Genomic DNA, 20,210 nt, shown 5'->3' with positions numbered 1-20,210 from the left:
CCGATGACCTCCTCCCCGACCACTGCCCTTGAACACGGCGGCCGCACCGCGCTGGTCACCGGCGCCTCCGGCTACATCGGCGGCCAGGTCGTGCCGCGGCTGCTCGACGAGGGCTGGACCGTCCGCGTCCTCACGCGCCGGCACGGGTCGCTCGACGACCGTCCGTGGGTGGGGCGGGTCGAGGTCGTCGAGGGCGACGTGGGCTCGATCGACGACATGCGCCAGGTTCTCTCGGGGGTGGACGCCGCGTGGTACCTCGTGCACTCGATGGACGACAAGCCGGACTTCCAGGAGCGGGACCGGGCGGCCGCCACGCACTTCGCCGAGGCGGCGAAGGAGGGCGGGGTCTCGCGCATCGTCTACCTCGGCGGCCTCCACCCGGACGACGAGGTGCTCTCGCCGCACCTCGCCTCGCGCGTCGAGGTCGGCCGCATCTTCCTCGACTCGGGGGTGCCGACAGCCGTGCTGCAGGCTGCGATCGTGCTCGGCGACGGGTCCGCATCGTTCGACATGCTGCGCTACCTCACGACCCGCCTGCCGGCGATGGTCGCCCCGAAGTGGCTCGACAACAGGATCCAGCCGATCGCGATCGACGACGTCGTGACCCTGCTCGTCGGGGCCGGCAGCCTGCCGGCCTCCGCGAACCGAACGTTCGACATCGGCGGACCCGACGTGCTGACCTACCGCGAGATGATCGGGCGGTTCGCCGACGCGACCGGTCAGCGGCGGCCCGTGGTGGTGACCGTGCCGGTGCTGACGCCGCGCCTGGCCAGCCACTGGGTCGGCCTCGTGACTCCCATCTCGGCCGGGCTGGCGAAGCCGCTCGTGGGCAGCCTGGTCCACGAGGTCGTCGCCAAGGAGAGCGACCTGCTCGGGCTCGTCGACGTCCCGGGTGGTCTCACGGACTTCGACACGGCCGTCCGGAGCGCGATGCAGACGGTGGAGCCGGACACGGCCCCGCGCAACCTCGCGCTGACCGGGGCGGCCACGATCGCGAGCGCCGTCCTGGGCTCGCTCGCCACCAAGCCCGACTCGCACTGGTACCGCTCGCTCGACCTGCCGGCCTGGCAGCCGCCGACGATCGCCTTCCCGGTGGTGTGGACGGCGCTCTACGCGGACATCGCGGCGAGCTCGGCGGCAGCGCTCACCGCCTACGACAGGGCGGGCGACCGCGAGGGGCGCAACACCTACCTCAAGGCGTTCGGCACCAACCTCGCCCTCAACGCGGCCTGGAGCGTCGTCTTCTGGCGCTCGCGCCGGCCCTGGGCGGCCGCCGCCCACGCGGCAGTTCTCACGGCCAGCTCGGCGGACCTCGCGCGCCGTGCCCACCCGGCGAGCCGGGGCGCCGGCATCGCCTTGTCGCCGTATGCCGTCTGGTGCGGTTTCGCGACCGCGCTGACGACGGCCATCGCACGCCGCAACGGCTGACGGGGCATTCGCTTCGCTCGTCTTGCCGTCTCTAGCAACCGCCCGATAGTGGCGAAGAGTTGGGTCGAGAAGGCCGACAGCGCTCAGGCGGAGACCGGCTGCTTGGTGAAGGCCCGGCGGTAGGCGACCGGAGGCACCCCCACGACGCGCTGGAAGTGGTGCCTCAGCACGGGTGCCGCGCCGAAGCCGCTCTCCCGGGCGATGCGCTCGATGTCGAGGTCGGTCGTCTCCAGCAGGTGGCGCGCGCGCAGCACCCGCTGGTTCGTGAGCCACTTGTGCGGCGTGGTGCCGACCTCGGCGGTGAACCGGCGGGCGAAGGTGCGCTCGGACATGGCCGCGCGTCGAGCCAGGCTCGGGATGGAGTGCTCCTCGTCGAGGTGCTCGGCGACCCACTCGAGGACGTCCTGGAGGCTCTCGCAGGGCTCGGCCGGGAGGGGGGTCTCGACGAACTGGCGCTGGCCACCGGAGCGGTGCGGCGGGACCACCATGCGTCGCGCGATCCGGGTGGCCACCTCCGAACCGAGCTCGGTGCGGACCAGGTGCAGGCACGCGTCGATCCCGGCCGCCGTGCCGGCGCTGGTGAGGACCGGACCGTCCTCGACGTAGAGCACGTCGAGGTCCACGCAGGCGCGCGGGTGCTCGGCGGCGAGCTTGGCGGCATACCGCCAGTGGGTGGCGCAGGCGCGGCCGTCGAGCAGACCCGCCGCGGCGAGCTGGAAGGCGCCGGAGCAGACGGAGAGGACCCGACCGCCACGGCTGACCGTGTCCTGCAGAAGGGCGAGGACGTCGGGGTCGTAGGGGCCGTCGACCGGGCCGCCGGGGATGGCGACGAGGTCGGCGCCGCGTGCAGCCTCGAGCGGGAGGGGCGCCACGACGGCCATGCCGCTCGTGGTGCGCAGGGCCTCGCCGGGTCGGGACGAGCAGACCCGGAAGTCGAAGGCCGGGACACCGTCGTCGGTGCGGTCGATGCCGAAGACCTCACACAGCACGCCGAGCTCGAACGTGGCGACCGGCTCCTGGGCGATGACAGCGATGGTGCGCAGCATCTGGTCAGGATCTCACTGTTGGCAGGATCTTGTCGAACACCGGCTGATCAGCCACTCGTGGCGGGATCTTTCTGGGCGCACAGTTTCAGCCATGGATGCTTTTCTCTTTGTCGCCATGTTCATCGTTCTCCTGGCCGTCCTCGGGCCGCACCACCGTCGGACCTTCTCGCTGCCGCGGGCACCGTTCGGCGCCGACACAGAGGTGGACCGCGATCTCGACCGCGTGCTCCACGACGTTCCCGTGGCCGACGGCGCGGCGGGTGAGGCGTCGCGGCACCCGCGGCGTCGTCGGGGCATGCGATGGTTCACCCATGACGACCATTCCGCAGACCGCCATCGGCCGACTGGCCTCGGTCTCCTTCGACTGCCCTGACCCGTCGCGCCTGGCGGACTTCTACGGGGCACTTCTCGGCCTCCAGCGCGCCTACGAGAGCCCGAACGGCGGCGTCGTCTCACTGTCCGACGGCAAGGTTGCGGTCACGATGATGCGCACCGCGAACCACGTCGCCCCCACCTGGCCCACCTCGCGCCAGCAGCAGCAGGTGCACCTCGACATCCTCGTCGACGACCTGGACGACGCGGTCACACGGACCCTGTCCCTTGGCGCCACGCAGGCCGAGCACCAGCCGGCACCGGACGCCTGGCGCGTCCTGCTGGATCCGGCCGGGCACCCCTTCTGCCTGACCACGGTCACCGGCAACTGAGGCCTGGCTGCGACCACGCGGTCTCGTTCGGTCAGAAGGGCGGTGGCTCGTCATCCGGGTCGGGTGGCGACGACCGGGTCCGGGCGGCGTCGGGCACGCTCCCGATCGGCGGCGGTGCCGCTCCCGGGTCGCTGAGCGCTTCGCGCCAGTCCTTGGGATAGGTGATGTAGTGGCGGCCCGCGATCGAGGTCCACTGGATGCCGTCGTCGTCGGCTCGTCGCACGTCCCAGACGCCGGCCGTCTTGCCGTTGTGGCACCCGCGGCTGAGTGAGTCGCCGTTGGAGACGTGGGTTGGGCCCTTCGGCCAGGGGACGAGATGGTCCCAGTCGCAGCGCTCGGCCGGGACCTGACACCCCGGGGCACGACAGACCCCGTCGACCGCCTTGACGTGCTCGACCATCTCCCGGGTGGGGGTGTAGCGATCGGTCGAGAGCTCGAGGGCCCGGCCGGTATGGACGTCCACCGCGAGGCGTTGCCACACCGAGCCGGGGGCGGTCATGATCGCTCGAGCGTGGGCAGCGGTGACCCACACGTGGCCGGGCAGCTCGCAGGCTGCGTCAGACAGGCCGACGGCTACCTCGAACGGAACAACGATGCGCACCACGGCCGGCGGCGCACCCGAAAGGAATCGCCCGTCGACAGCAGCACGAGGCTCGTCGCGCGCCCCGCCAGCCGAAGAGCCGTTCGGTCCATCTGCTGACCGGCTGGGACCGGACGGGCTGGGACTGGAAGGCCCGCCGCTGGTCGCTGCACTGGGGCCGGACAGCGTGCCTCCGGAGGAGTGGAGCCCGAACGGGCTGACGCCCGGCCCACCAGGCGCGGACGCTGCAGCGCCCGGCGCCACGTTGCAGGAACCTGCGCTGCAGGTGGCGGATGGGACGATGCCGAAGAGCACGAGGTCACACAGAAAGTCGCTGCGGAGCTGGTCGAGGCTGCGAGCGTCACCGGCAGCGCGGGCGGCCCTCGCCAGGGCGTCGACGCGGTCCAGCACGCCCACGACCCGCTCGGCGGGGGCCACCACCGTGAAGGTCCCCATCCCGTCCTCCACGATGCGGCCGTGGACGCTCCGCCGCTTGGTGGCGGCATGGCGTCGCTCCTCCTTGGACCGGCCATCAGCCGAGCGGACGCACCGCTGAAGACGTGATGCGAAGAGGCGCTGGGAGGCGATCGACCCGTCAGGCGCAGGCTCGAGCACCGCAGCCTCGAGGTCTGGCAGGACGTCGTCGTCCAGCTCCCGCGACTCGGCGACGACGCGCAGCGCGCGGTAGAGACTCACGGTGCCGGCTCGCAGCCGCTCGCGCAGCACTCGGTGACGGCGAGGCGCGGTGGCGAGCTCGAGCCGACGGCTGACCTCCGCCGCGCCGACACCGGTCGCCCAGGCGATCTCCTGCGCGGCCACCTGGTCGGCGCTGAGTGGGACCGGCGCGCTCGTCACGGTGCGCGCGAGGTGCTGCTCCTCGATGGAGTGGAGCGCGGCATACGCATCGACCAACTGCCCCTCGAGGCGCGCCTTGCGGACCTCGAGCCGCTCGATCTGGGAGATCACCCGGTCAGCCGCCTCGTGCAGAGACGCCGGCTCACTCCGCAGAGCCATGGGAGCAGTTCGTTGCGCCCTCGCCGACTGCAGGAGCCAGAGGATCCGCTGCCTGGCCCGGTCGTCGGAACCGCCGTCTGGCGCTGAACGCCCGGCGTCGAGGAATGGCACGAACTCACTCCTCTCACCCGGGTCGCCCTACTCCTCAATTAGAACATATGTTCGAACTGATTGGAAGGCTTGCACATGAGGAGAATGGCCCTCTCTCAGTCGGCGGGCTCCGGCTCAGGCCTGCGCCGAGGTCGCGACCTGCGCCGCGTCAGGAGCACCCCAGCGATGCAGAGGCCACCACCGACATAGGTCAGCGCCGGCGGCACCTCGGACAGCAAGGCCCAGGCGATCAAGGTGGCGATGAAGGGGACGAGGAAGGTGGTGAGGGTCAGCGTGCCGGCATTGCTGCGGGCCAGCACGTACGCCCAGGTCGAGAAGGCGATGGCGGTGGGGAACACCCCGAGATAGGCGATCCACCACAGCGTCGACGGGTCGCTCTCGCGGACGACCGTGACCAGCTCGCCGCTCCACGGCAGGCACACGACCGCCCCGATGACGCAGGCGAGCCAGGTGACCTCGGGGCCCGGGAGCCGCCCGAGGAGGGGCTTCTGCGCGAGGACGCCCACGGCATACGTCACGGCAGCGAGGATGGCGAGCCAGACGCCGACCACGTCTCCGGAGCCGCCCGACGAGGACCCGCGCGCGATGACGACGACCCCTGCGAAGCCGACAGCCATGCCGATGAGCAGCCAGCGCGTCATCTTCTCGCCGAGGAAGACGGTGGCGAGGAGGGCCACGATGATCGGGCCGACCTGCACGACGAGCGCGGACGTGCCGGCGTCGATGCGTCGCTCGGCGGCGTTGAGCGCCAGGTTGTAGACACCGAACCAGCCCACCCCGCAGAGCAGCAGGAGGGGCCAGTCGCGCTTGGCGGGCCACGTGCGCGGACGCCGGAAGACCAGGACGCCGAGGGCGACGGACGCGACCAGGAGCCGCCCGAGGGAGAGCGCTCCCGGTGGCACGTCGTGGCCGAGGTGGCGGATCGCGACGAACGCCGACGCCCAGAGCAGGAGCGTCACCGCGACGGCGGCCAGGACGAGCACCTGCGCCCGTCGGCCAGAGCTCGTCGTCGGGCCCGTGGTTGCGTCTGTCGTCGCGGAGTGGGATTGGCCGGTCACCCCGCGACCGTAGTCGCCGCCCCCGACACCCGCTCCACCCGGGCAGCTCAGCTCCCACGGCCAGCCCTTGCTGTCGGCGGATCCATAAGTTACCGTTTGCCACATGCCAAGCCGCGGTTATGTCTGGAGCAAGGCAGGACTGTGTCCCACGCTCGGGAGCCCACCGGCGTCCTGAGCCGTGAGGCCGACGTCCGACGCTCCCGAGCGCCCGTCCCCGCTTCCCCAGACGTAGAAAGGCACGAACCATGTCCCGCGGCACCCAGCGCACCTCGGTCGACCTTGCCGACACCGCCCGACGACTCGCTCGACAGCGAACGGTCTGGCAGGGCCTCGTCGACTTCGACCCCATCACCCGCTACTATGCACGGCTGCTCGCCGATCGCGACCACGAGGCCTGGTTGCTGACCTGGCTGCCCGGTCAGGGCACGCCCTGGCACGACCACGGCGGCAGCGCCGGGTCCTTCGTCGTCCTCCAGGGCATCCTGACCGAGGAGGTCGCCGGCTACCGCGACGCCGTCGAGCTCGAGGACGTCCGGCGCACGACGGGCCCCGGCGTCCTGCTCAGCCCCGGCGACCAGCGCACCTTCGGCGCCCGCCACCTGCACCGGGTCACCAATGCCGGCCCGGACCCCGCCGTGAGCCTTCACGTCTATGCCCCGAAACTCACGGCCATGACGAACTACCGCAGCGTCGACGGGGTGCTCCACGTCGAGGAGCGGGCCCGAGCGGGGGTCGACTGGTGACGACACCCAGGCCGCGCACCATCGACGAGGTCCTGGCAGCAGCCCGCAGCCGCCTGCACCGCCTCACCCCCGAGCAGGCGCAGGCGGCCCATGAGTCCGGTGCGCTCGTCGTCGACATCCGTCCCGAGGCCCAGCGGGCAGCAGAGGGCGAGCTCCCCTTCGCCACCCCTGTCGAGCGGAACGTCCTCGAGTGGCGCCTCGACCCCGCGAGCGACGCGGCGCTGCCGATCGCGAGCCACGACCTCGAGGTGGTCGTCCTCTGCCAGGAGGGCTACACCTCGAGCCTCGCGGCGGCAGCCCTGCAGGAGCTGGGGATCCACCGCGCCACCGACGTCATCGGGGGGTATGCCGCGTGGCGCGCCTGGCTTGACCGGCGCGCGTAGGCGCCACACGGCATACGGCCCAGGTCGGAGCTCAGTGGCCGGAGCCCGTGACGACCTTGGCGCGCTCGGACTCGTGGGCGCCGCCCTTGGCGTCGAGGGTGCGGCAGGCCTCCTCGATGTCGCGAGCGAGCGTGTCGACGTGCTCGCGGCTCATCGTCTGCTTGACGAGCGCGCGCATGATCGTGACGTCCTGCGCGTCGGGCGGCAGGGTGTAAGCCGGCACCATCCAGCCGCGCTCGGCCGAGAGCTGCCAGGCGACGTCGAACTCGTCGAAGTCCTGCTCGCCCGTGAGCCGGAAGGCCACGAGCGGGAGCTGCTCCTCGTAGCGGTCGATGAGCTCGAAGCGCCCCAGCTTCTCGAGCTCGTCGCCGAGCATCCGGGCGTTCTCCTCCATGTTGCGCATGATGTAGCTGTAGCCCTGCCGCCCGAAGCGCACGAAGTTGTAGTACTGAGCCAGGAGCATGGACGAGCCCGTGGAGAAGTTGAGCGTGAACGTCGCGTCCGTCTTGCCGAGGTAGTTCTCCTCGAAGACGAGGTCCGGGGCCAGGTCGCTCGTCTCCCGGAAGACGAGCCAGCCGATGCCCGGGTAGACGAGGCCGAACTTGTGGCCGGACGCGTTGATCGAGCGCACCTGCTCGAGGCGGAAGTCCCACGGCGAGTCCGGGTAGAGGAACGGCCAGACGAAGCCGCCGCTCGCCCCGTCGATGTGCAGCGGCACGTCGAGGCCGCGCTCCTGCTTGAGCTGCACGAGCAGGTCGTTGATCCCGACGACGTCGTCCTTGTGGCCGGTGAAGGTCGTGCCGAGGACCGCGGCGACGCCGATCGTGTTCTCGTCGACGTGCGGGGCCACGTCGTCGGGACCGATCGTGTACTTCCCCGGCTGGAGCGGGACGATGCGCGGTTCGACGTCGAAGTAGCGGCAGAACTTCTCCCACACGACGTGCACATCGCCGCCGAAGACGAGGTTCGGGCGCTCGGTGGAGCCGCCTTCGCGCTGGCGACGGGTGCGCCAGTTCCACTTCAGCGACAGGGCGCCCAGCATGATCGCCTCCGAGGAGCCCTGGGTGCGCGCCCCGGTGGTCGGTCCCGGCGCGTGGAAGAGGTCGGCGAGCATCCGGATGCACCGCTGCTCGATCTCGGCGGTACGCGGGTACTCGGCGTGGTCGATGAAGTTGCGGTGCAGGTTCTCGGCGATGATCCGCTGCGCCTCCGGCTCCATCCATGTGGTCACGAAGGTTGCGAGGTTTCGCGCCGGGTCGCCTTCGATGGCGAGGTCCTCGGCAACGAGCCGCATGGCGTCGACCGAGCTCATCCCCGTGGCCGGGAACTCGCGGCTCGGCACCTCCTGGGTGATGAAGCGGTTGCCGTAGAGGGCGGCGACGGCGTCGAGCTCGGACGGCTTGGTTGGTGCACTCATGCTGGTACTCCTCGGAGGGGTGGGGGTCGGACAGGCGGGGGCGGTCTGGGCTGGGTCGACGGCAGGTCAGGGGGGCGTCGAGTCTCTGGGGGTCGAGTCTCTGGGGGTCGAGTCGCTGCGGGTCGTGTCACGGGGTCCTGCGCGCAGGGTGGGCGCCACGGCTCGTCGCCAGGCCGGCAGCATCAAGGCCGCGCCGACCAGGAAGCACAGGGCGCCGAGGAACGTCCCCGCCACCGCGACGCGCGCGTTCAGCACCGCGTCGGTGCTGGGAACGACGTAGCTGGCGAGCGCCGAGGCCATGAAGAGGACCGAGCCGGCCAGGTTGAGCCAGGCGATCCGCCAGGGGATCGACCGGGGCTCGAAGGTGAGCAGGCGCCCGGACACGGCGAGGACGGCATACGTGCTCGAGGCGAGGAAGAGGACCGAACCGTAGAGGTCAGGTCGCCAGACATAGCGGTTGGACTCGGTGGCCGTGGCGTTGTGGGTCAGAGCGGCGACGGTGCTGACGTTGAAGCACAGGGTGCCGGGGAACTGCAGGGCCGCAGCGACCCAGCTGCGGTCGTGCGGCGCCCACGCGACGAGCCGCACCGGCGCGCGCCGGTGCTGGCTGTCCTCGTCGACGGTCATCATCACCGGGGTCTGCGCCTGGACGAGCTGGCCGAACGACGCGGTCGTGAAGAACAGCGAGCCGATGACGTAGGTGATGCCGTCGACCGGGCCACCCACGGCGTCGAGGTAGGCGGGGACCGAGCCGAGGACGAAACAGGCGGAGCCGGCCATGAACAGCCAGGCGACGGCGGCGTTGAGCCGTTCGGGTCGCGCGTTCATCCGGCTGCCTCCCGTCCCCGGCTGGAGGTCTCCACTATCCGGCGCGCAGTGGCCGCGGCGACTCCCCCTCTACGGGTGAGGCCGGCCGGTCGAGTGGTCGACCTCCTGCGTCGGGCCCTGCGCCGCATCCTGCGCCAGGCCCTCCTTCGGACCAGGTGTCGGGAGCACGAGGGTGACGACGAACGACACGACCACGGCGACGATCACCTGCGGCATGCCGGGAAGGCCGTCGCTGCCCATGAGCAGGGTCGCGAGCAGCACCGACGTGAGCGGCAGCCGCAGCATCGCGCAGCACATCGCGCCGATGCCGGTGCCGATGGCCGGCGCGAGCTCCATACCGGGCAGGTGGCTGAGGGCGATGCCCAGGACGGCACCGACGAACATCGCCGGGAACACCGGGCCACCACGGAAGGCGGCCAGGGAGAGGCCGTAGGCGAGCGCCTTGAACACGCCGAGCAGCACGAGAACCCCGACGGAGTAGCCCGCGGCGTTCGCCACGAGGCCGGGCAGCGCGGACTGCCCCGAGAAGAGCACCTCCGCGAAGCCGCGTCCCGTGATCAGCTGGTATGCCGTCGCACACAGCCCGATGCCGAGACCGAGACCCACGGTGACCGCTGTGCGGCTGCGGTGCACGAGCGGCCGCAGCGTCAGCCCGACCCACCGGATGGCCCAGCCGAGCAGGGCCGCGAGGACGCCGACCGGGACGGCCCAGAGCAGCGACGCGACGGTCGGCGCCACCCCTGGAGGGACGGAGGTCAGGGCGAGGGAGAACGTCCCGAGCCCGGTCCACGCGTCGAGGCCGACGAAGACGAGGGCACCGATGCCTGAGGCGAGCAGCCCGGGCAGCGCGACGAGGCTGAGGGTCGCGCCGGCGATGCCGGCCGCCTCCATGATGAGGAACGCGCCGAGGAGGGGTGAGCCGAGTAGCGTGCTGATGGCGGCGAAGCTGCCGGCCGACGCCATGATCGTGACCGCCATCGGAGGGGCGTCCCGCTTGGCGAGGCGCACGGTCAGGGCCGCCAGGCCGCCACCGATCGCGATGAGCGGCCCCTCCGGCCCGAGCACCGCCCCGAGCCCGAGGGTGGCGAGCGCGGCGAGGACGATGCCGGGCAGGTCGCGGTCGGCCGCCGGTCCCCCCGCGACGTGTAGTCCCAGAGCGGGTGAGTGTCCCGCGGTTCCCGGCAGGTGCGTGATGGTGAGCGCCACGAGGAGTCCGCTGAGCATCAGCCAGGGAACCGGCCACCAGGCCGGGGTCGGGCCGTCGAAGAGGCCGTTCGGCAGGTCGGTGAACAGGTATGCCTGGAGCTTGGCGACCAGCGCGAGGAAGCCGTAGGCGATGGCCGAGACCGGGATGCCGAGCAGTGCGGCGAGGACCAGGGCGGAGAGGTACGCCCGGGAGCGGACCGTGCTCGCCGGGTCCAGCGGAGCCCGTGCGCCCGGTGGGGCGCCCTCGTCAGTCATCTCGGCCGGCCTCCTCAGGGGAGCGAGGAGCAGGAGGAGCTCCGCGCTGCGTGCGGGACCTGTTCAGGCCAAACTAGCCCGGCCCGTCAGCGCCTCGCGGAGGATCCGCGAGGACCGCAACCTCGCCCACGGCAGGAAACGGCACGTCTCACGACGAACCGCCTGCGCCGACGTCGGAGCCGGGCCGAGGCCGTCCGCGGCCCGCTGCTCTCGCGGCCTCCCGCCGCACGAGCGCGCTCAGCCGCTCGAGGTGCGCGGACGGCAGCCGCCACCGCTGCCAGTAGAGCGGCACGTCGACGTGGTCGCGCGTCCCCAGGCGGACGAGGTCTCCCGACTCGAGGAGGGGATCGAGCTGGCTGGTCAGGAGCGCCCCCCACCCCAGACCGGCGCGCACCGCGGTGACGAAGCCGCCACTGTCGGGCACCTCGTGCGTCGGCGGGTCCTCCGTGACGCCGTGCCGGGCGAGGATGCGCTGCTGGATGTCGTCCTTGTCGTTGAAGCGCACCAGCGGCATGCCGGCCCAGTCGATGCCACGGCCCAGCCGGTGACGCTGGACGAGTGCTGGCGTCGCCGCCGGCACGTACCTCAGCGTCACCAGCGGCTCGGTCGAGCAGCCCTGCACCGGGCTCGGGTCGGAGGTCACGGCGGCGAGCACCTCACCAGACCGGAGCAGGCGGGCCGAGTGGTCCTGGTCCTCGACCCGCAGCCGTAGTACGACGTCGTCCCAGGCTCCCGGCTCCGTCAGAACGCCGCCGAACCAGGTCGACAGCGAGTCGGCGTTGACGACGATCGGCAGGTCGGCGCGAGCTCCCGTCCCCGGTGCCAGCCCGGCGAGGGCCTCCGACTCGAGCAGGCGCTGCTGGCGGGCGAGGCGCAACAGGGCCTCTCCGGCCGAGGTGGCGCTGCAGGGGGCCGTGCGTCCGACGACGACCTGACCGATCTCGGCCTCCAGGGCCTTCATCCGCTGGCTCACCGCGGACGGGGTCACGTGCAACCGACGGGCGGCCGCATCGAACGTGCCGGTGTCGACGATGGCGAGCAGGGTGGCGAGGTGGTCGAGCTGCAGCCGCATGAAGCAATGCTAATGATGCTGCATAAACCTTCGCTTCACTGATGCGGGTGCCTGGGCCTACGGTCGCTCCGTGACCTCGTTCGTGCCCGGCTTCCTCACCATGGCGTCCCTCATCGTCGCCATCGGCGCGCAGAACGCCTACGTGCTGCGGACCGGCCTCGCGCGGCACCACGTCGCCCTCGTCGTCAGCATCTGCGCCCTCAGCGACGCGGTGCTCGTCGTGGCAGGCGTGCTCGGCGTCGGCGGCCTGGTCACGGCGCACCCGGGACTGCTCACCGTCGTTCGGTGGGTCGGGGCGGCATACCTCGTCGGCTTCGGCCTGCTCAGCCTGCGCAACGCGCGCCACCCGAAGGCCCTCAGCGCCGCCGACACCGCCCCCTCCCGGAGCGGCGTGCTGGCGACCGTCCTCGCTCTCACCTGGCTCAACCCCCACGTCTACCTCGACACGGTGCTGCTCGTCGGGTCGCTCGCCAACCAGCACGGCGCGGACGGCCGCTGGCGGTTCGCCGGCGGTGCCGCTGCGGCGAGCCTCGCCTGGTTCACGGCCCTCGGCTACGGCGCCCGGCTGCTGGCGCCGCTCTTCGCCCGGCCCGCGACGTGGCGGGTCCTGGACGTCGCGATCGCGCTGGTCATGTTCACCGTCGCGGCCACGCTCCTGCTCGGCTGAGCGCCGCGGGCCTACCTCAGAGGCCGGCGGACGGCATACGCCCTTCGATCTGAGGTAGCGGCGTGCTCCGGATAGGGAGGTCGTCCGATGTGGGGGTCTACCTCAGCCGCCGAGTCTGGAGGAGTCCAGAACGGCACCACCGAAGGAAGACCATGAACACCCACTACGTCGACTTCCGCACCATCCGGTACGAGATCGAGGCGCGCTACCCGCAGCACGGGCGCGTCCGTCGTGACTCCTCGCTCGAGATCCTCCGTCGCACGATGTCGCGGCTGTGGCGGGAGGAGAACAACCCGGTCCGCGACCGGTGACGACCGCGACGCCGGCCGTGTCGGCGACCACCCTCCCGCTGTCGGTGGAGTACGCGATGATGCCGGGTATGCCGCTGCGCACCGGCCGGATGATCGGGCGGGACACCGACCTGTCCCGGCTCGCCGACGCCGTCGGGCTGCACCCCTCCGCGGGTGCGGGGCCCGGTGGCGTCGTCGTGCTGTCGGGCGACGCCGGGATCGGCAAGTCGCGGATCGTGGGGCAGCTCGTCGCCGACGCGACGGAGGCCGGGTGGTTCACGGCGGTCGGGCACTGTGTGGGACTGGCGGGCAGCAACCTCGCCTACCTGCCCTTCATCGAGCTGGTCGGCTCCATCGACACCGGACACCCCGAGGTGGTGGAGCAGCTGCTCGACGCCCACCCGAGCCTGGGACACCTGCTGCCCGGCCGGGGCGAGGCGCAGCGCTCCGAACGCACACCCGCGGCACAGCCCACCGACCCCGGCCAGGTGGCCGAGGCCGTCCACGCCCTGTTGAGCGCGCTCGGCGACGAGCAGCCCTCCCTCGTCGTCGTCGAGGACGTCCACTGGGCCGACCACTCGTCCCGCGACCTCATCACCCTCCTGCTGACACGCGGGTTCCCCACGGCCGTGAGTCTGGTGGTGACCTACCGCTCCGACGACCTCCACCGTCGCCACCCCCTGCACGAGACGCTCGCCGTGTGGGCGCGCATCGCGGGGCTCGAGCACGTCGAGCTCGCCCCGCTTCCCGACGAGGCCGTGCGTGAGCTGGTCGCCGGCATCGAGGCCGCGCCCGTCGACGTCGACACGGCCACCGAGATCGCACGCCGCGCCGAGGGCAACCCGTTCTTCGCGGAGGAGCTCGTGGCCAGCGCCGCGGCCGGACAGGCCCTGACCGGTGGCCTGAGCCGGGTCCTGCGCGCCCGCGTCGAGCAGCTCGACGACACGGCGCAGCGCGTGCTGCGTGCCGTCGCCCTCAAGGGCGGCCAGCTCATCGGCCACGAGCTGCTCTCGCGCGTGCTCGACCTGCCCGACGAGACCCTCGAGGCGGCCCTGGCCGCCGCCGTGGAGCACCACGTCCTCGAGGCGTGCTGGCCGCCGGCCTACACCTTCCGCCACGCGCTGCTGGGCGAGGCGGTGGCCGACGGCATCCTCCCTGGTGAGCGCCTGCGCCTGCACCGGTCGTACGCCGCTGTGCTCGCCGAGCACCCGGAGCTCGCGCCCGCCTCCGAGCTCGCCCGCCACGCCGCGGCCGTCGGCGACCTGCCAACGGCCGTGCGCGCCAGCCGCGCCGCAGCAGCGGCCGCGATGGCGGTCGGTGGCCCGCAGGAGGCGCTGCTCCACCTCGAACGTGCCCTCTCGTGGCTGGGCGAGGACGACGCCCAGCGCGACGAGGTCACCCGGCTCGCCTCTCGTGCGGCCATGGTGGCCGGCGAGCCGATCCGCGCCATCGACCTGCTGCGCGACCGCCTCGACCACCCCGGCACCGCCCAGCAGCCGGGCGCCCGCGCCGACCTGCTCGCCAGCCTGGTCATCCGCTCCCGCATGCTCGACCTGCCCGTCGACTCCATCGCCCTCACCGACGAGGCGCTCTCGCTGCTCGGCGAGGAGGTGGACGAGCGCCGGGTGCGGGTGCTCGTTGCCCGCGTGCAGGCCCTGGTCGACACCGGGTCGTTCGTGGAGGCCGCCGTCGTCGGCAACGAGGTCTCGATGCTCGCCGAACGCCTCGGGCTCGGCGGCGCCATCACCGAGGTGCGCACCATCCTGGCGCGCGTCCTCGAGGCGCAGGAGGACCTCGACTCGGTCGAGGCCCACCTGCGCTCGGTCGTCGGTGACATCGACCCGGACGACCCGCTCCTGCTCCGCGGGCTGCACCAGCTCGGCTCGCTCGCGCACCGCCGTGGCGACCTGCCCGCGTCGCTGGACCTCTACGACCGCGGCGCCGACGTGGCCCGGCGGATGCACCGCGAGTGGGCGCCGTGGGGCCAGGAGTGCCGCCTGCTCGGGGGCCTGACGGCCTACGAGCTCGGAGACTGGGACGGTGCGCTGCGCCGCCTCGACCTCGGCGACCGGCCCGCGCCCCAGCCAGGGCGGGCCATCTTCACCGCGGCCGCCCTGTCGGTGCGTGCCGGTCGCGGCGAGAGCCTCGACGCCCACGTCATCGACGAGCTGCGGCAGTGGTGGTCCGTCGACGGCCTGACCGTCGTGCAGACCGTCATGCCGTCGGTCGACCTGCTCGGCCAGGCGGGCGATCTCGAGGGGATGCTCGAGGTGACCGCGGCGGCCGTACGGGTCCTCGACGCCGCCTGGGGCGACTACCACGCGGTCGCGCGGCTGGGGGCCCTCGTCGCCGGCCAGGCCGCGACGCTCGCGCCCCGCGCGGACGCTGCCCTGCGCGACCGCACTCTCGCCCTCGTCGACGAGCTCACCGACCGTGCCCGCGGCATCGGCCAGCCGCGGCCCGCCGTCGAGAAGGCCAGCCGGCCGGTGTTCGAGCGCGTGGCCCCGGGGCCGCTCGAGGACACGAGCCGCGAGACGTGGGCCTGGATCGCCCGCCTCGAGGCCGAGGTGCTGCGACTCCAGCGCGTGGCGGTTCGCGACGACCCGCCACCCGCGGCCGAGCTCGTCGAGGCGTGGCGACAGAGCGTCGCCGCCTTCGAGCGCTACGGCCACGTCTTCGAGACCGCGCGATCCCGGGCGCGGTTGGCCGCAGCCCTGCACGCCGCCGGCGATGACGCCGCCGCACGGGAGAGCGCCGAGCTGGCGCGTGAGGTCGCCGTCCGCCTCGGCGCCCGGCCCCTGCTCCAGGAGCTCGACGAGCTCGAGGGCGTGCGGCGCGGCGGCCCGGCGGCTCGGGGAGCGGCCGAGGAGGGTCGCCTCGAGCTGACCCCACGCGAGCTCGAGGTGCTGGACCTGCTCGCCCGGGGCCTCACCAACGGGCAGATCGGCCGGCAGCTCTACATCAGCACCAAGACCGTCAGCGTCCATGTCTCCAACCTGCTCGCCAAGCTCGGGGCCTCGGGCCGCACCGAGGCGGCGGCCATCGCGCGACGGCGGGGGCTCGTGGCGTCCTGAGGCGAGACTGCCGCGGGGCTATCCGACCCGGGGAGCGCGATGAAGGTGGCCGGGGAGTTCTCCCCATGTACGACAAGGGCGCTCGCCCCTAGCGTCGGCGCTGCCGGCGCGCCCGTGTCCGCGCACCCACCAACTCACGATCAGGGGTCGTCATGTGTGAGCTGCACGAAATCGAGAGTCCCGCCGTCACCCGCCGCACCCTGCTGCGCGGCGCCGGTGGCCTGCTGGTGGGTGGCGGCACCATCGCCGCCACGGCAACGGCGGCGCACGCCGCCACCTCGCAGAACGGCTGGCCCGCCGGCTCGTCGTCGACGATCCCGCTCAGCAGCCTGGCGGTCGGGGGCGCGACGTTCCCCGCGGGCGTGCGGAGCGACGACGTGCACGTCGTCCTCGGCTACGTCGCCCGCCGCTTCGACCGCGAGGTCGAGGCGCTCGTCAAGGGCTGGTGCTGGGGCCACAGCTACCGGGCCATCTCCGGCAGCACCGCGCTGTCGAACCACTCGAGCGGCACCGCCATCGACCTCAACGCGCCCCGCCACCCGCTCGGCCGGTCCGGGACCTTCACGGCCACGCAGCGCTCCCACATCCGCTCCATCCTGGGCGCGTGCGACGGTGTGGTGCGCTGGGGTGGCGACTACTCGGGCCGCAGGGACGAGATGCACTTCGAGATCAACGTCCGCCCGGGCGACGCCCGGCTCGCGGCGCTGGCCAGGCGCCTCGGCGGGAGCGGCGGCGAGCCGGCGCCCGCCCCCGGGCCCGTCACGTGGACGACGGTGCGGCGCGGTGCCGGCGGCTTCCGGGTCACGGCGATCCAGCACCTGCTGCGCCAGCGCGGCCACAGCCTCACCGTCGACGGCACGTTCGGTCCGACGACCGAGAGCCGCGTCCTGTCCTTCCAGCGGTCCAGGGGCCTCGCGGCGGACGGCATCGTCGGTCCGAAGACGTGGCCGGCGCTCGTCGTCACGGTCCGGCGCGGCTCGGGTGGACAGGCTGTCGTGGCCGTCCAGAAGCTGCTGACCCACCACGGCTACCGGATGACGGCGGACGGGGTCTTCGGCCCCATGACGGCAACGAAGGTGCAGGCCTTCCAGCAGTCGCACGCCCTCAGCGCCGACGGCGTCGTCGGTCCGAACACCTGGGCCGGGCTCACGTCACTGACCCGGAACCCGGGTCAGTGACGTGGGGTCCGACTCTGCGGGCCACGGCCCCAGCCAGATGGAGCGGTCACTGAGGTAGGGCGCCACGAGGGTGACCAGATCCGGGTCAGCGTCCCCGGCGAGGACCTGCGAGGCGATGCGCCGCACGGCCCCCGCGAGGAAGTCTGCGAGCTGCACCCGGGGGTCGGCGTGCGACTCCACGAAGTGCAGCCCACGGAACGCTCCGGAGGCCTCGGCGCCGCTCGCGGTGACGGCCACGCGGACCGCCGCCTCGGTCAGGCTCGCCTGGACGTCGTGGACGACCCGGAACGGCCGGCCGGCAGATCCCCAGTGGCGCAGCGCTTCCGCGAGCGCCGGCACGATCGGGTCCAGCGCGCCGCGACCCGTGGCGACGAGCCGCAGCAGGCCGTCCGGTTCGAGGGGCACGGACCAGCCCCCGGACGGGAGCCTGACATCGAGCTGGCCGCCGACCTCCGAGAGGCGGCACGCCAGGACCGCGGCGCCGGTCGTCGCCTCCTCGAGCGACCGCGCGCGCACGACGTCGTTGAACCCGGCGAGGACCGACACCCAGGCCGCGCGGCCGAGCCGCCGGACCGCCTCCCGGTGCAGCACGCTCGCGTCCCCGGCCAGGCCTCCGGCCATCCCGTCGCGCACCCCACCGAGCAGCCAGAGCATCCGCTCCGTCAGGTGCAGCGCCTTGTCGGTGAGGTGGACGTGGGAGTGCCCGAGGAGAGGCCCCCGGTCGCCGAGCAGCCATTCGAGGACCCGCCGGTTCTGGGGGCGCAGGACGACGCTGGCCTTGACCTCCGTCGCCGGCGAGCGCGCCTCGACGCGGACCCGGGCGATCGTCTCCTCGGCCACCGCCGTGCTCACGGCGACGCTCGCGTGCACGAAGGTGTCGGTGCTCCCCCCGACGAGCTTCTCGCCCTCCGAGCCGGACTCGTCGCACGCCACCTCGAGCGTCGTGCTGGCGGGCACGCGGGCGGCGGACGGCATACCTCCATCCTTTCTGCGGCAGGCCGGGCCGCAAGCGACTTTGCGTTGCCAAGGGCACGATCCGGTCACGGCTGGACACAAAGCCCCATGAATGGGTACGTAGCGTCGGTTCGGGCCCGGCCGCCTGAGCCCGCCGGCAGACGTGAGGAGCTCACCCATGACCAGCCCAGGCCGCACCACCCCCGTCGATTGGCGGGCGCGCCTGCAGGCGACGCTCGAGGCCTTCGACGAGACGGGCGGGCACCGGGTCCTCGTCGAGGTCTTCGACCGGCTGGGTGTCGAGGACGCCCTCTCGCTCGTCGTCCTGCCCTACCTCCACGACGTCGGCGAGCGCTGGTCCAACGGGTCCATCGGCGTCGGGCAGGAGCACTTCGCGAGCAACGTGATCCGCCTGCGGCTCTCGGTCCTGATGGGAGCCGACGAGCCGGCCGACGCCCCGCTGGCCGTGCTCGCGTGCATGCCCGGCGAGCGGCACGAGTTCGGCCTCATGGCGACGGCCATCGCGCTCTCCCGCCTGGGCTGGCGCACCTGCTACCTCGGCGCCAGCACTCCCACCTCCGAGCTCGCCCACACCTGCCGCACCCTCGGCCCCGACGTCCTCGTCCTCGCCGCCCACCGGACGACCGCGTTCGCCGCGCAGGCCCCGGCTCTGCGGCGGCTGGCCGAGACGACTACGGTCCTGCTGGCAGCACTCGGAGCGACGGAGGAGGTGGCCGACCTGTGCCACGCCACGGTCCTGGACGGCGACCCGGTGAAGGCCGCCCGCACGGTCGCTGCCCGGCTCGGCGACCCCGGCGGCCCCATGGACCCCATCGACCCCTTCGACCCCTTCGACGAGGCCACGGCCGTCTGACAGCGGTCCGCACGAGCCCGGGTCGAACGAGTCGATGAGCTGGGACGGGCACCTTCCCTCGAGCCGGGAGTACCGCCGGATCCTCGTGGGGCTCGGCGCGGCCGGCGTCGCGACCTTCGCGCAGCTCTACTCCCCGCAGGGCCTGCTGCCGACGCTCGCCCGGGGCCTGCACGTCAGCCCTGCGGACGCGGCCCTGTCGGTGTCGCTGGCGACCCTGGGCGTCGCCCTCGCCGTGCTGCCGTGGTCCTGGGTCGCCGACCGGGTCGGCCGCCTCCGGGCGATGCAGGTCGCCATCGTCGCCTCGACGGTGCTCGGGGTCCTCGTCGCCCTCTCACCGAACCTCGGTGTCCTGCTCGGGCTGCGGCTCGTCGAGGGCATGGCACTGGGCGGGATCCCGGCACTGGCCGTCACGTACCTGCACGACGAGGTGCACGCGGGGCACACCGCCGCCGCCGCGGCCGCCTACATCTCCGGCACGACGATCGGCGGTGCCGCCGGTCGGCTCATCGCCGGGCCGCTCGCCGGTCTCGTCGGGTGGCGGCCCGCGCTGCTCACGGTCGCGGCCGTCTGCGCCATCGCCTCGGTGGTGTTCCTGCGGCTCATGCCGCGTCCGCGCGGCTACCGACCCACGAACGCCACGAGCGCACGGACCGTGGCGGACGGCATACGCACCAGCCTCCGGGACCCCGCGCTGCTCGCCCTCTACGCGCAGGGCGCCCTGCTCATGGGCGGCTTCGTCGGGGTCTACAACTATCTCGCCTTCCGGCTGGAGGGCCCCGAGTTCGCGCTGCCTGCGACGGTCGGGTCGCTCATCTTCGCCGCGTATGCCTCCGGCACCGTCAGCTCGCGGCTGACCGGCCGCTGGGTGCCGCGTTTCGGGCGGCGGCGCGTGCTGCTGGCCGGGACGCTGACGATGGTCGCAGGAGCCCTGCTCACCCTCGCCGGGTCGCTGCTCGTCGTCGTCATGGGGCTGCTCGTGCTCACGGCCGGCTTCTTCGCCGCCCACGCCACGGCATCGGCGTGGGTGGGCGCGCGCGCCACGACGGGCCGGGCGCAGGCGACCGCGCTCTACAACGTCGCCTACTACAGCGGGTCCGCCCTCGTCGGCTGGCTGCTCGGGTATGCGTTCTCCGGGCCGGGCTGGGCAGCCGTCGTCGGCGCGGTGGTGGCGCTCGCCGCCCTCGCGCTCGCCCTCGCGCTCACCGCCCTGCCAGGCACGGTTCGGCGGGAGGCCGCCACCTCGACCGATCCCGGGCGGCAGCCGGTCCCCGAGGACAGACGGGTGGACGGCGGGGCCGAGTAGGACCCTGCTGTGGGCGACGTCGGTC

The 20,210-nt window shown here is 72.9% G+C and carries 19 protein-coding genes; 10 read left to right on the top strand and 9 right to left on the bottom strand.

Translation table 11 applies throughout. The annotated features are described in order from the left end of the window. The first annotated feature begins 3 nt into the window (after window positions 1-3). The gene (locus LQK93_RS10105; protein WP_374971412.1) at window positions 4-1,428 is read left to right on the top strand and encodes a tryptophan-rich sensory protein; all 1,425 of its coding nucleotides are present in this window, start codon (window positions 4-6) and stop codon (window positions 1,426-1,428) included. Window positions 1,429-1,511: 83 nt separating this feature from the next. Here the strand turns inward: LQK93_RS10105 and LQK93_RS10100 are convergent, their stop codons facing one another. Together LQK93_RS10100 and LQK93_RS10095 are read right to left on the bottom strand one after the other, a co-directional pair. Then, window positions 1,512-2,474: a GlxA family transcriptional regulator gene (locus LQK93_RS10100; RefSeq protein WP_374971411.1), complete on the bottom strand. Its 963-nt coding sequence runs from the start codon at window positions 2,472-2,474 to the stop codon at window positions 1,512-1,514. An 85-nt stretch (window positions 2,475-2,559) separates the two neighbouring features. After that, entirely contained in the window at window positions 2,560-2,787 is a 228-nt protein-coding gene (locus LQK93_RS10095) for a hypothetical protein (protein WP_374971410.1), read from the bottom strand. Between LQK93_RS10095 and LQK93_RS10090 the strand changes: the two genes are divergently transcribed. Then, window positions 2,786-3,178, top strand: coding sequence for a VOC family protein (locus LQK93_RS10090; protein ID WP_374971409.1), 393 nt, complete (start codon window positions 2,786-2,788; stop codon window positions 3,176-3,178). The genes LQK93_RS10095 and LQK93_RS10090 overlap by 2 nt on opposite strands. A gap of 31 nt (window positions 3,179-3,209) precedes the next feature. Here the strand turns inward: LQK93_RS10090 and LQK93_RS10085 are convergent, their stop codons facing one another. Both LQK93_RS10085 and LQK93_RS10080 read right to left on the bottom strand, forming a co-directional pair. Continuing rightward, entirely contained in the window at window positions 3,210-4,724 is a 1,515-nt protein-coding gene (locus LQK93_RS10085) for an HNH endonuclease signature motif containing protein (protein WP_374971408.1), read from the bottom strand. A gap of 254 nt (window positions 4,725-4,978) precedes the next feature. Next, window positions 4,979-5,941, bottom strand: a complete 963-nt coding sequence (locus LQK93_RS10080; protein WP_374971407.1) for a DMT family transporter — start codon at window positions 5,939-5,941, stop codon at window positions 4,979-4,981. Window positions 5,942-6,186: 245 nt separating this feature from the next. Here LQK93_RS10080 and LQK93_RS10075 point away from each other — a divergent pair, with 245 nt between their 5' ends. Both LQK93_RS10075 and LQK93_RS10070 read left to right on the top strand, forming a co-directional pair. Next, the gene (locus LQK93_RS10075) at window positions 6,187-6,684 is read left to right on the top strand and encodes a cysteine dioxygenase family protein (protein ID WP_374971406.1); all 498 of its coding nucleotides are present in this window, start codon (window positions 6,187-6,189) and stop codon (window positions 6,682-6,684) included. After that, a complete protein-coding gene (locus tag LQK93_RS10070) occupies window positions 6,681-7,067 on the top strand; it encodes a rhodanese-like domain-containing protein (RefSeq protein ID WP_374971405.1) in 387 nt (128 codons plus the stop codon). The genes LQK93_RS10075 and LQK93_RS10070 overlap by 4 nt, the downstream gene beginning before the upstream one ends. 31 nt (window positions 7,068-7,098) lie before the next feature. Here LQK93_RS10070 and LQK93_RS10065 read toward each other — a convergent pair whose 3' ends face one another. The 4 genes from LQK93_RS10065 to LQK93_RS10050 form a co-directional block, all read right to left on the bottom strand. Continuing rightward, on the bottom strand, window positions 7,099-8,484 hold the full coding sequence (locus LQK93_RS10065; RefSeq protein ID WP_374971404.1) for a glutamate decarboxylase: 1,386 nt from the start codon (window positions 8,482-8,484) through the stop codon (window positions 7,099-7,101). 66 nt (window positions 8,485-8,550) lie between these two features. Next, window positions 8,551-9,312: a hypothetical protein gene (locus LQK93_RS10060; protein ID WP_374971403.1), complete on the bottom strand. Its 762-nt coding sequence runs from the start codon at window positions 9,310-9,312 to the stop codon at window positions 8,551-8,553. A 69-nt stretch (window positions 9,313-9,381) separates the two neighbouring features. After that, window positions 9,382-10,773: a chloride channel protein gene (locus LQK93_RS10055; RefSeq protein WP_374971402.1), complete on the bottom strand. Its 1,392-nt coding sequence runs from the start codon at window positions 10,771-10,773 to the stop codon at window positions 9,382-9,384. A 148-nt stretch (window positions 10,774-10,921) separates the two neighbouring features. Continuing rightward, window positions 10,922-11,845, bottom strand: coding sequence for a LysR family transcriptional regulator ArgP (locus LQK93_RS10050; RefSeq protein WP_374971401.1), 924 nt, complete (start codon window positions 11,843-11,845; stop codon window positions 10,922-10,924). Between the two features lie 70 nt (window positions 11,846-11,915). Between LQK93_RS10050 and LQK93_RS10045 the strand changes: the two genes are divergently transcribed. The 4 genes from LQK93_RS10045 to LQK93_RS10030 all read left to right on the top strand — a co-directional run bounded on the left by LQK93_RS10045 (window position 11,916) and on the right by LQK93_RS10030 (window position 17,054). Further along, window positions 11,916-12,512, top strand: a complete 597-nt coding sequence (locus LQK93_RS10045; protein ID WP_374971400.1) for a LysE/ArgO family amino acid transporter — start codon at window positions 11,916-11,918, stop codon at window positions 12,510-12,512. Between the two features lie 152 nt (window positions 12,513-12,664). Further along, on the top strand, window positions 12,665-12,823 hold the full coding sequence (locus LQK93_RS10040) for a hypothetical protein (RefSeq protein WP_374971399.1): 159 nt from the start codon (window positions 12,665-12,667) through the stop codon (window positions 12,821-12,823). Further along, window positions 12,820-15,876, top strand: a complete 3,057-nt coding sequence (locus LQK93_RS10035; protein ID WP_374971398.1) for an AAA family ATPase — start codon at window positions 12,820-12,822, stop codon at window positions 15,874-15,876. Before LQK93_RS10040 ends, LQK93_RS10035 begins: the two co-directional genes overlap by 4 nt. A gap of 152 nt (window positions 15,877-16,028) precedes the next feature. Then, window positions 16,029-17,054 carry a peptidoglycan-binding protein gene (locus LQK93_RS10030; protein WP_374971397.1) on the top strand — a complete coding sequence of 342 codons (1,026 nt, stop codon included), beginning with the start codon at window positions 16,029-16,031 and terminating at the stop codon, window positions 17,052-17,054. Here LQK93_RS10030 and LQK93_RS10025 read toward each other — a convergent pair. Continuing rightward, entirely contained in the window at window positions 17,028-18,029 is a 1,002-nt protein-coding gene (locus LQK93_RS10025; protein ID WP_374971396.1) for a hypothetical protein, read from the bottom strand. The two genes, LQK93_RS10030 and LQK93_RS10025, sit on opposite strands and share 27 nt — an antisense overlap. Before the next feature lie 157 nt (window positions 18,030-18,186). Here LQK93_RS10025 and LQK93_RS10020 point away from each other — a divergent pair, with 157 nt between their 5' ends. Together LQK93_RS10020 and LQK93_RS10015 are read left to right on the top strand one after the other, a co-directional pair. Beyond that, window positions 18,187-18,882 (top strand): B12-binding domain-containing protein, encoded by a 696-nt coding sequence (locus tag LQK93_RS10020; protein ID WP_374971395.1) that lies wholly within the window; start codon window positions 18,187-18,189, stop codon window positions 18,880-18,882. A 34-nt stretch (window positions 18,883-18,916) separates the two neighbouring features. Continuing rightward, window positions 18,917-20,185: an MFS transporter gene (locus LQK93_RS10015; protein ID WP_374971394.1), complete on the top strand. Its 1,269-nt coding sequence runs from the start codon at window positions 18,917-18,919 to the stop codon at window positions 20,183-20,185. The last annotated feature ends 25 nt before the right edge of the window (window positions 20,186-20,210 follow it).

The sequence above is a fragment of the Terrabacter sp. BE26 genome (genome assembly GCF_041941675.1).
In the GTDB taxonomy this organism is placed as follows: domain Bacteria; phylum Actinomycetota; class Actinomycetes; order Actinomycetales; family Dermatophilaceae; genus Terrabacter.
Note: the sequence above shows the minus strand (reverse complement) of the source record. Positions and strands in the feature narration are given on the sequence as shown.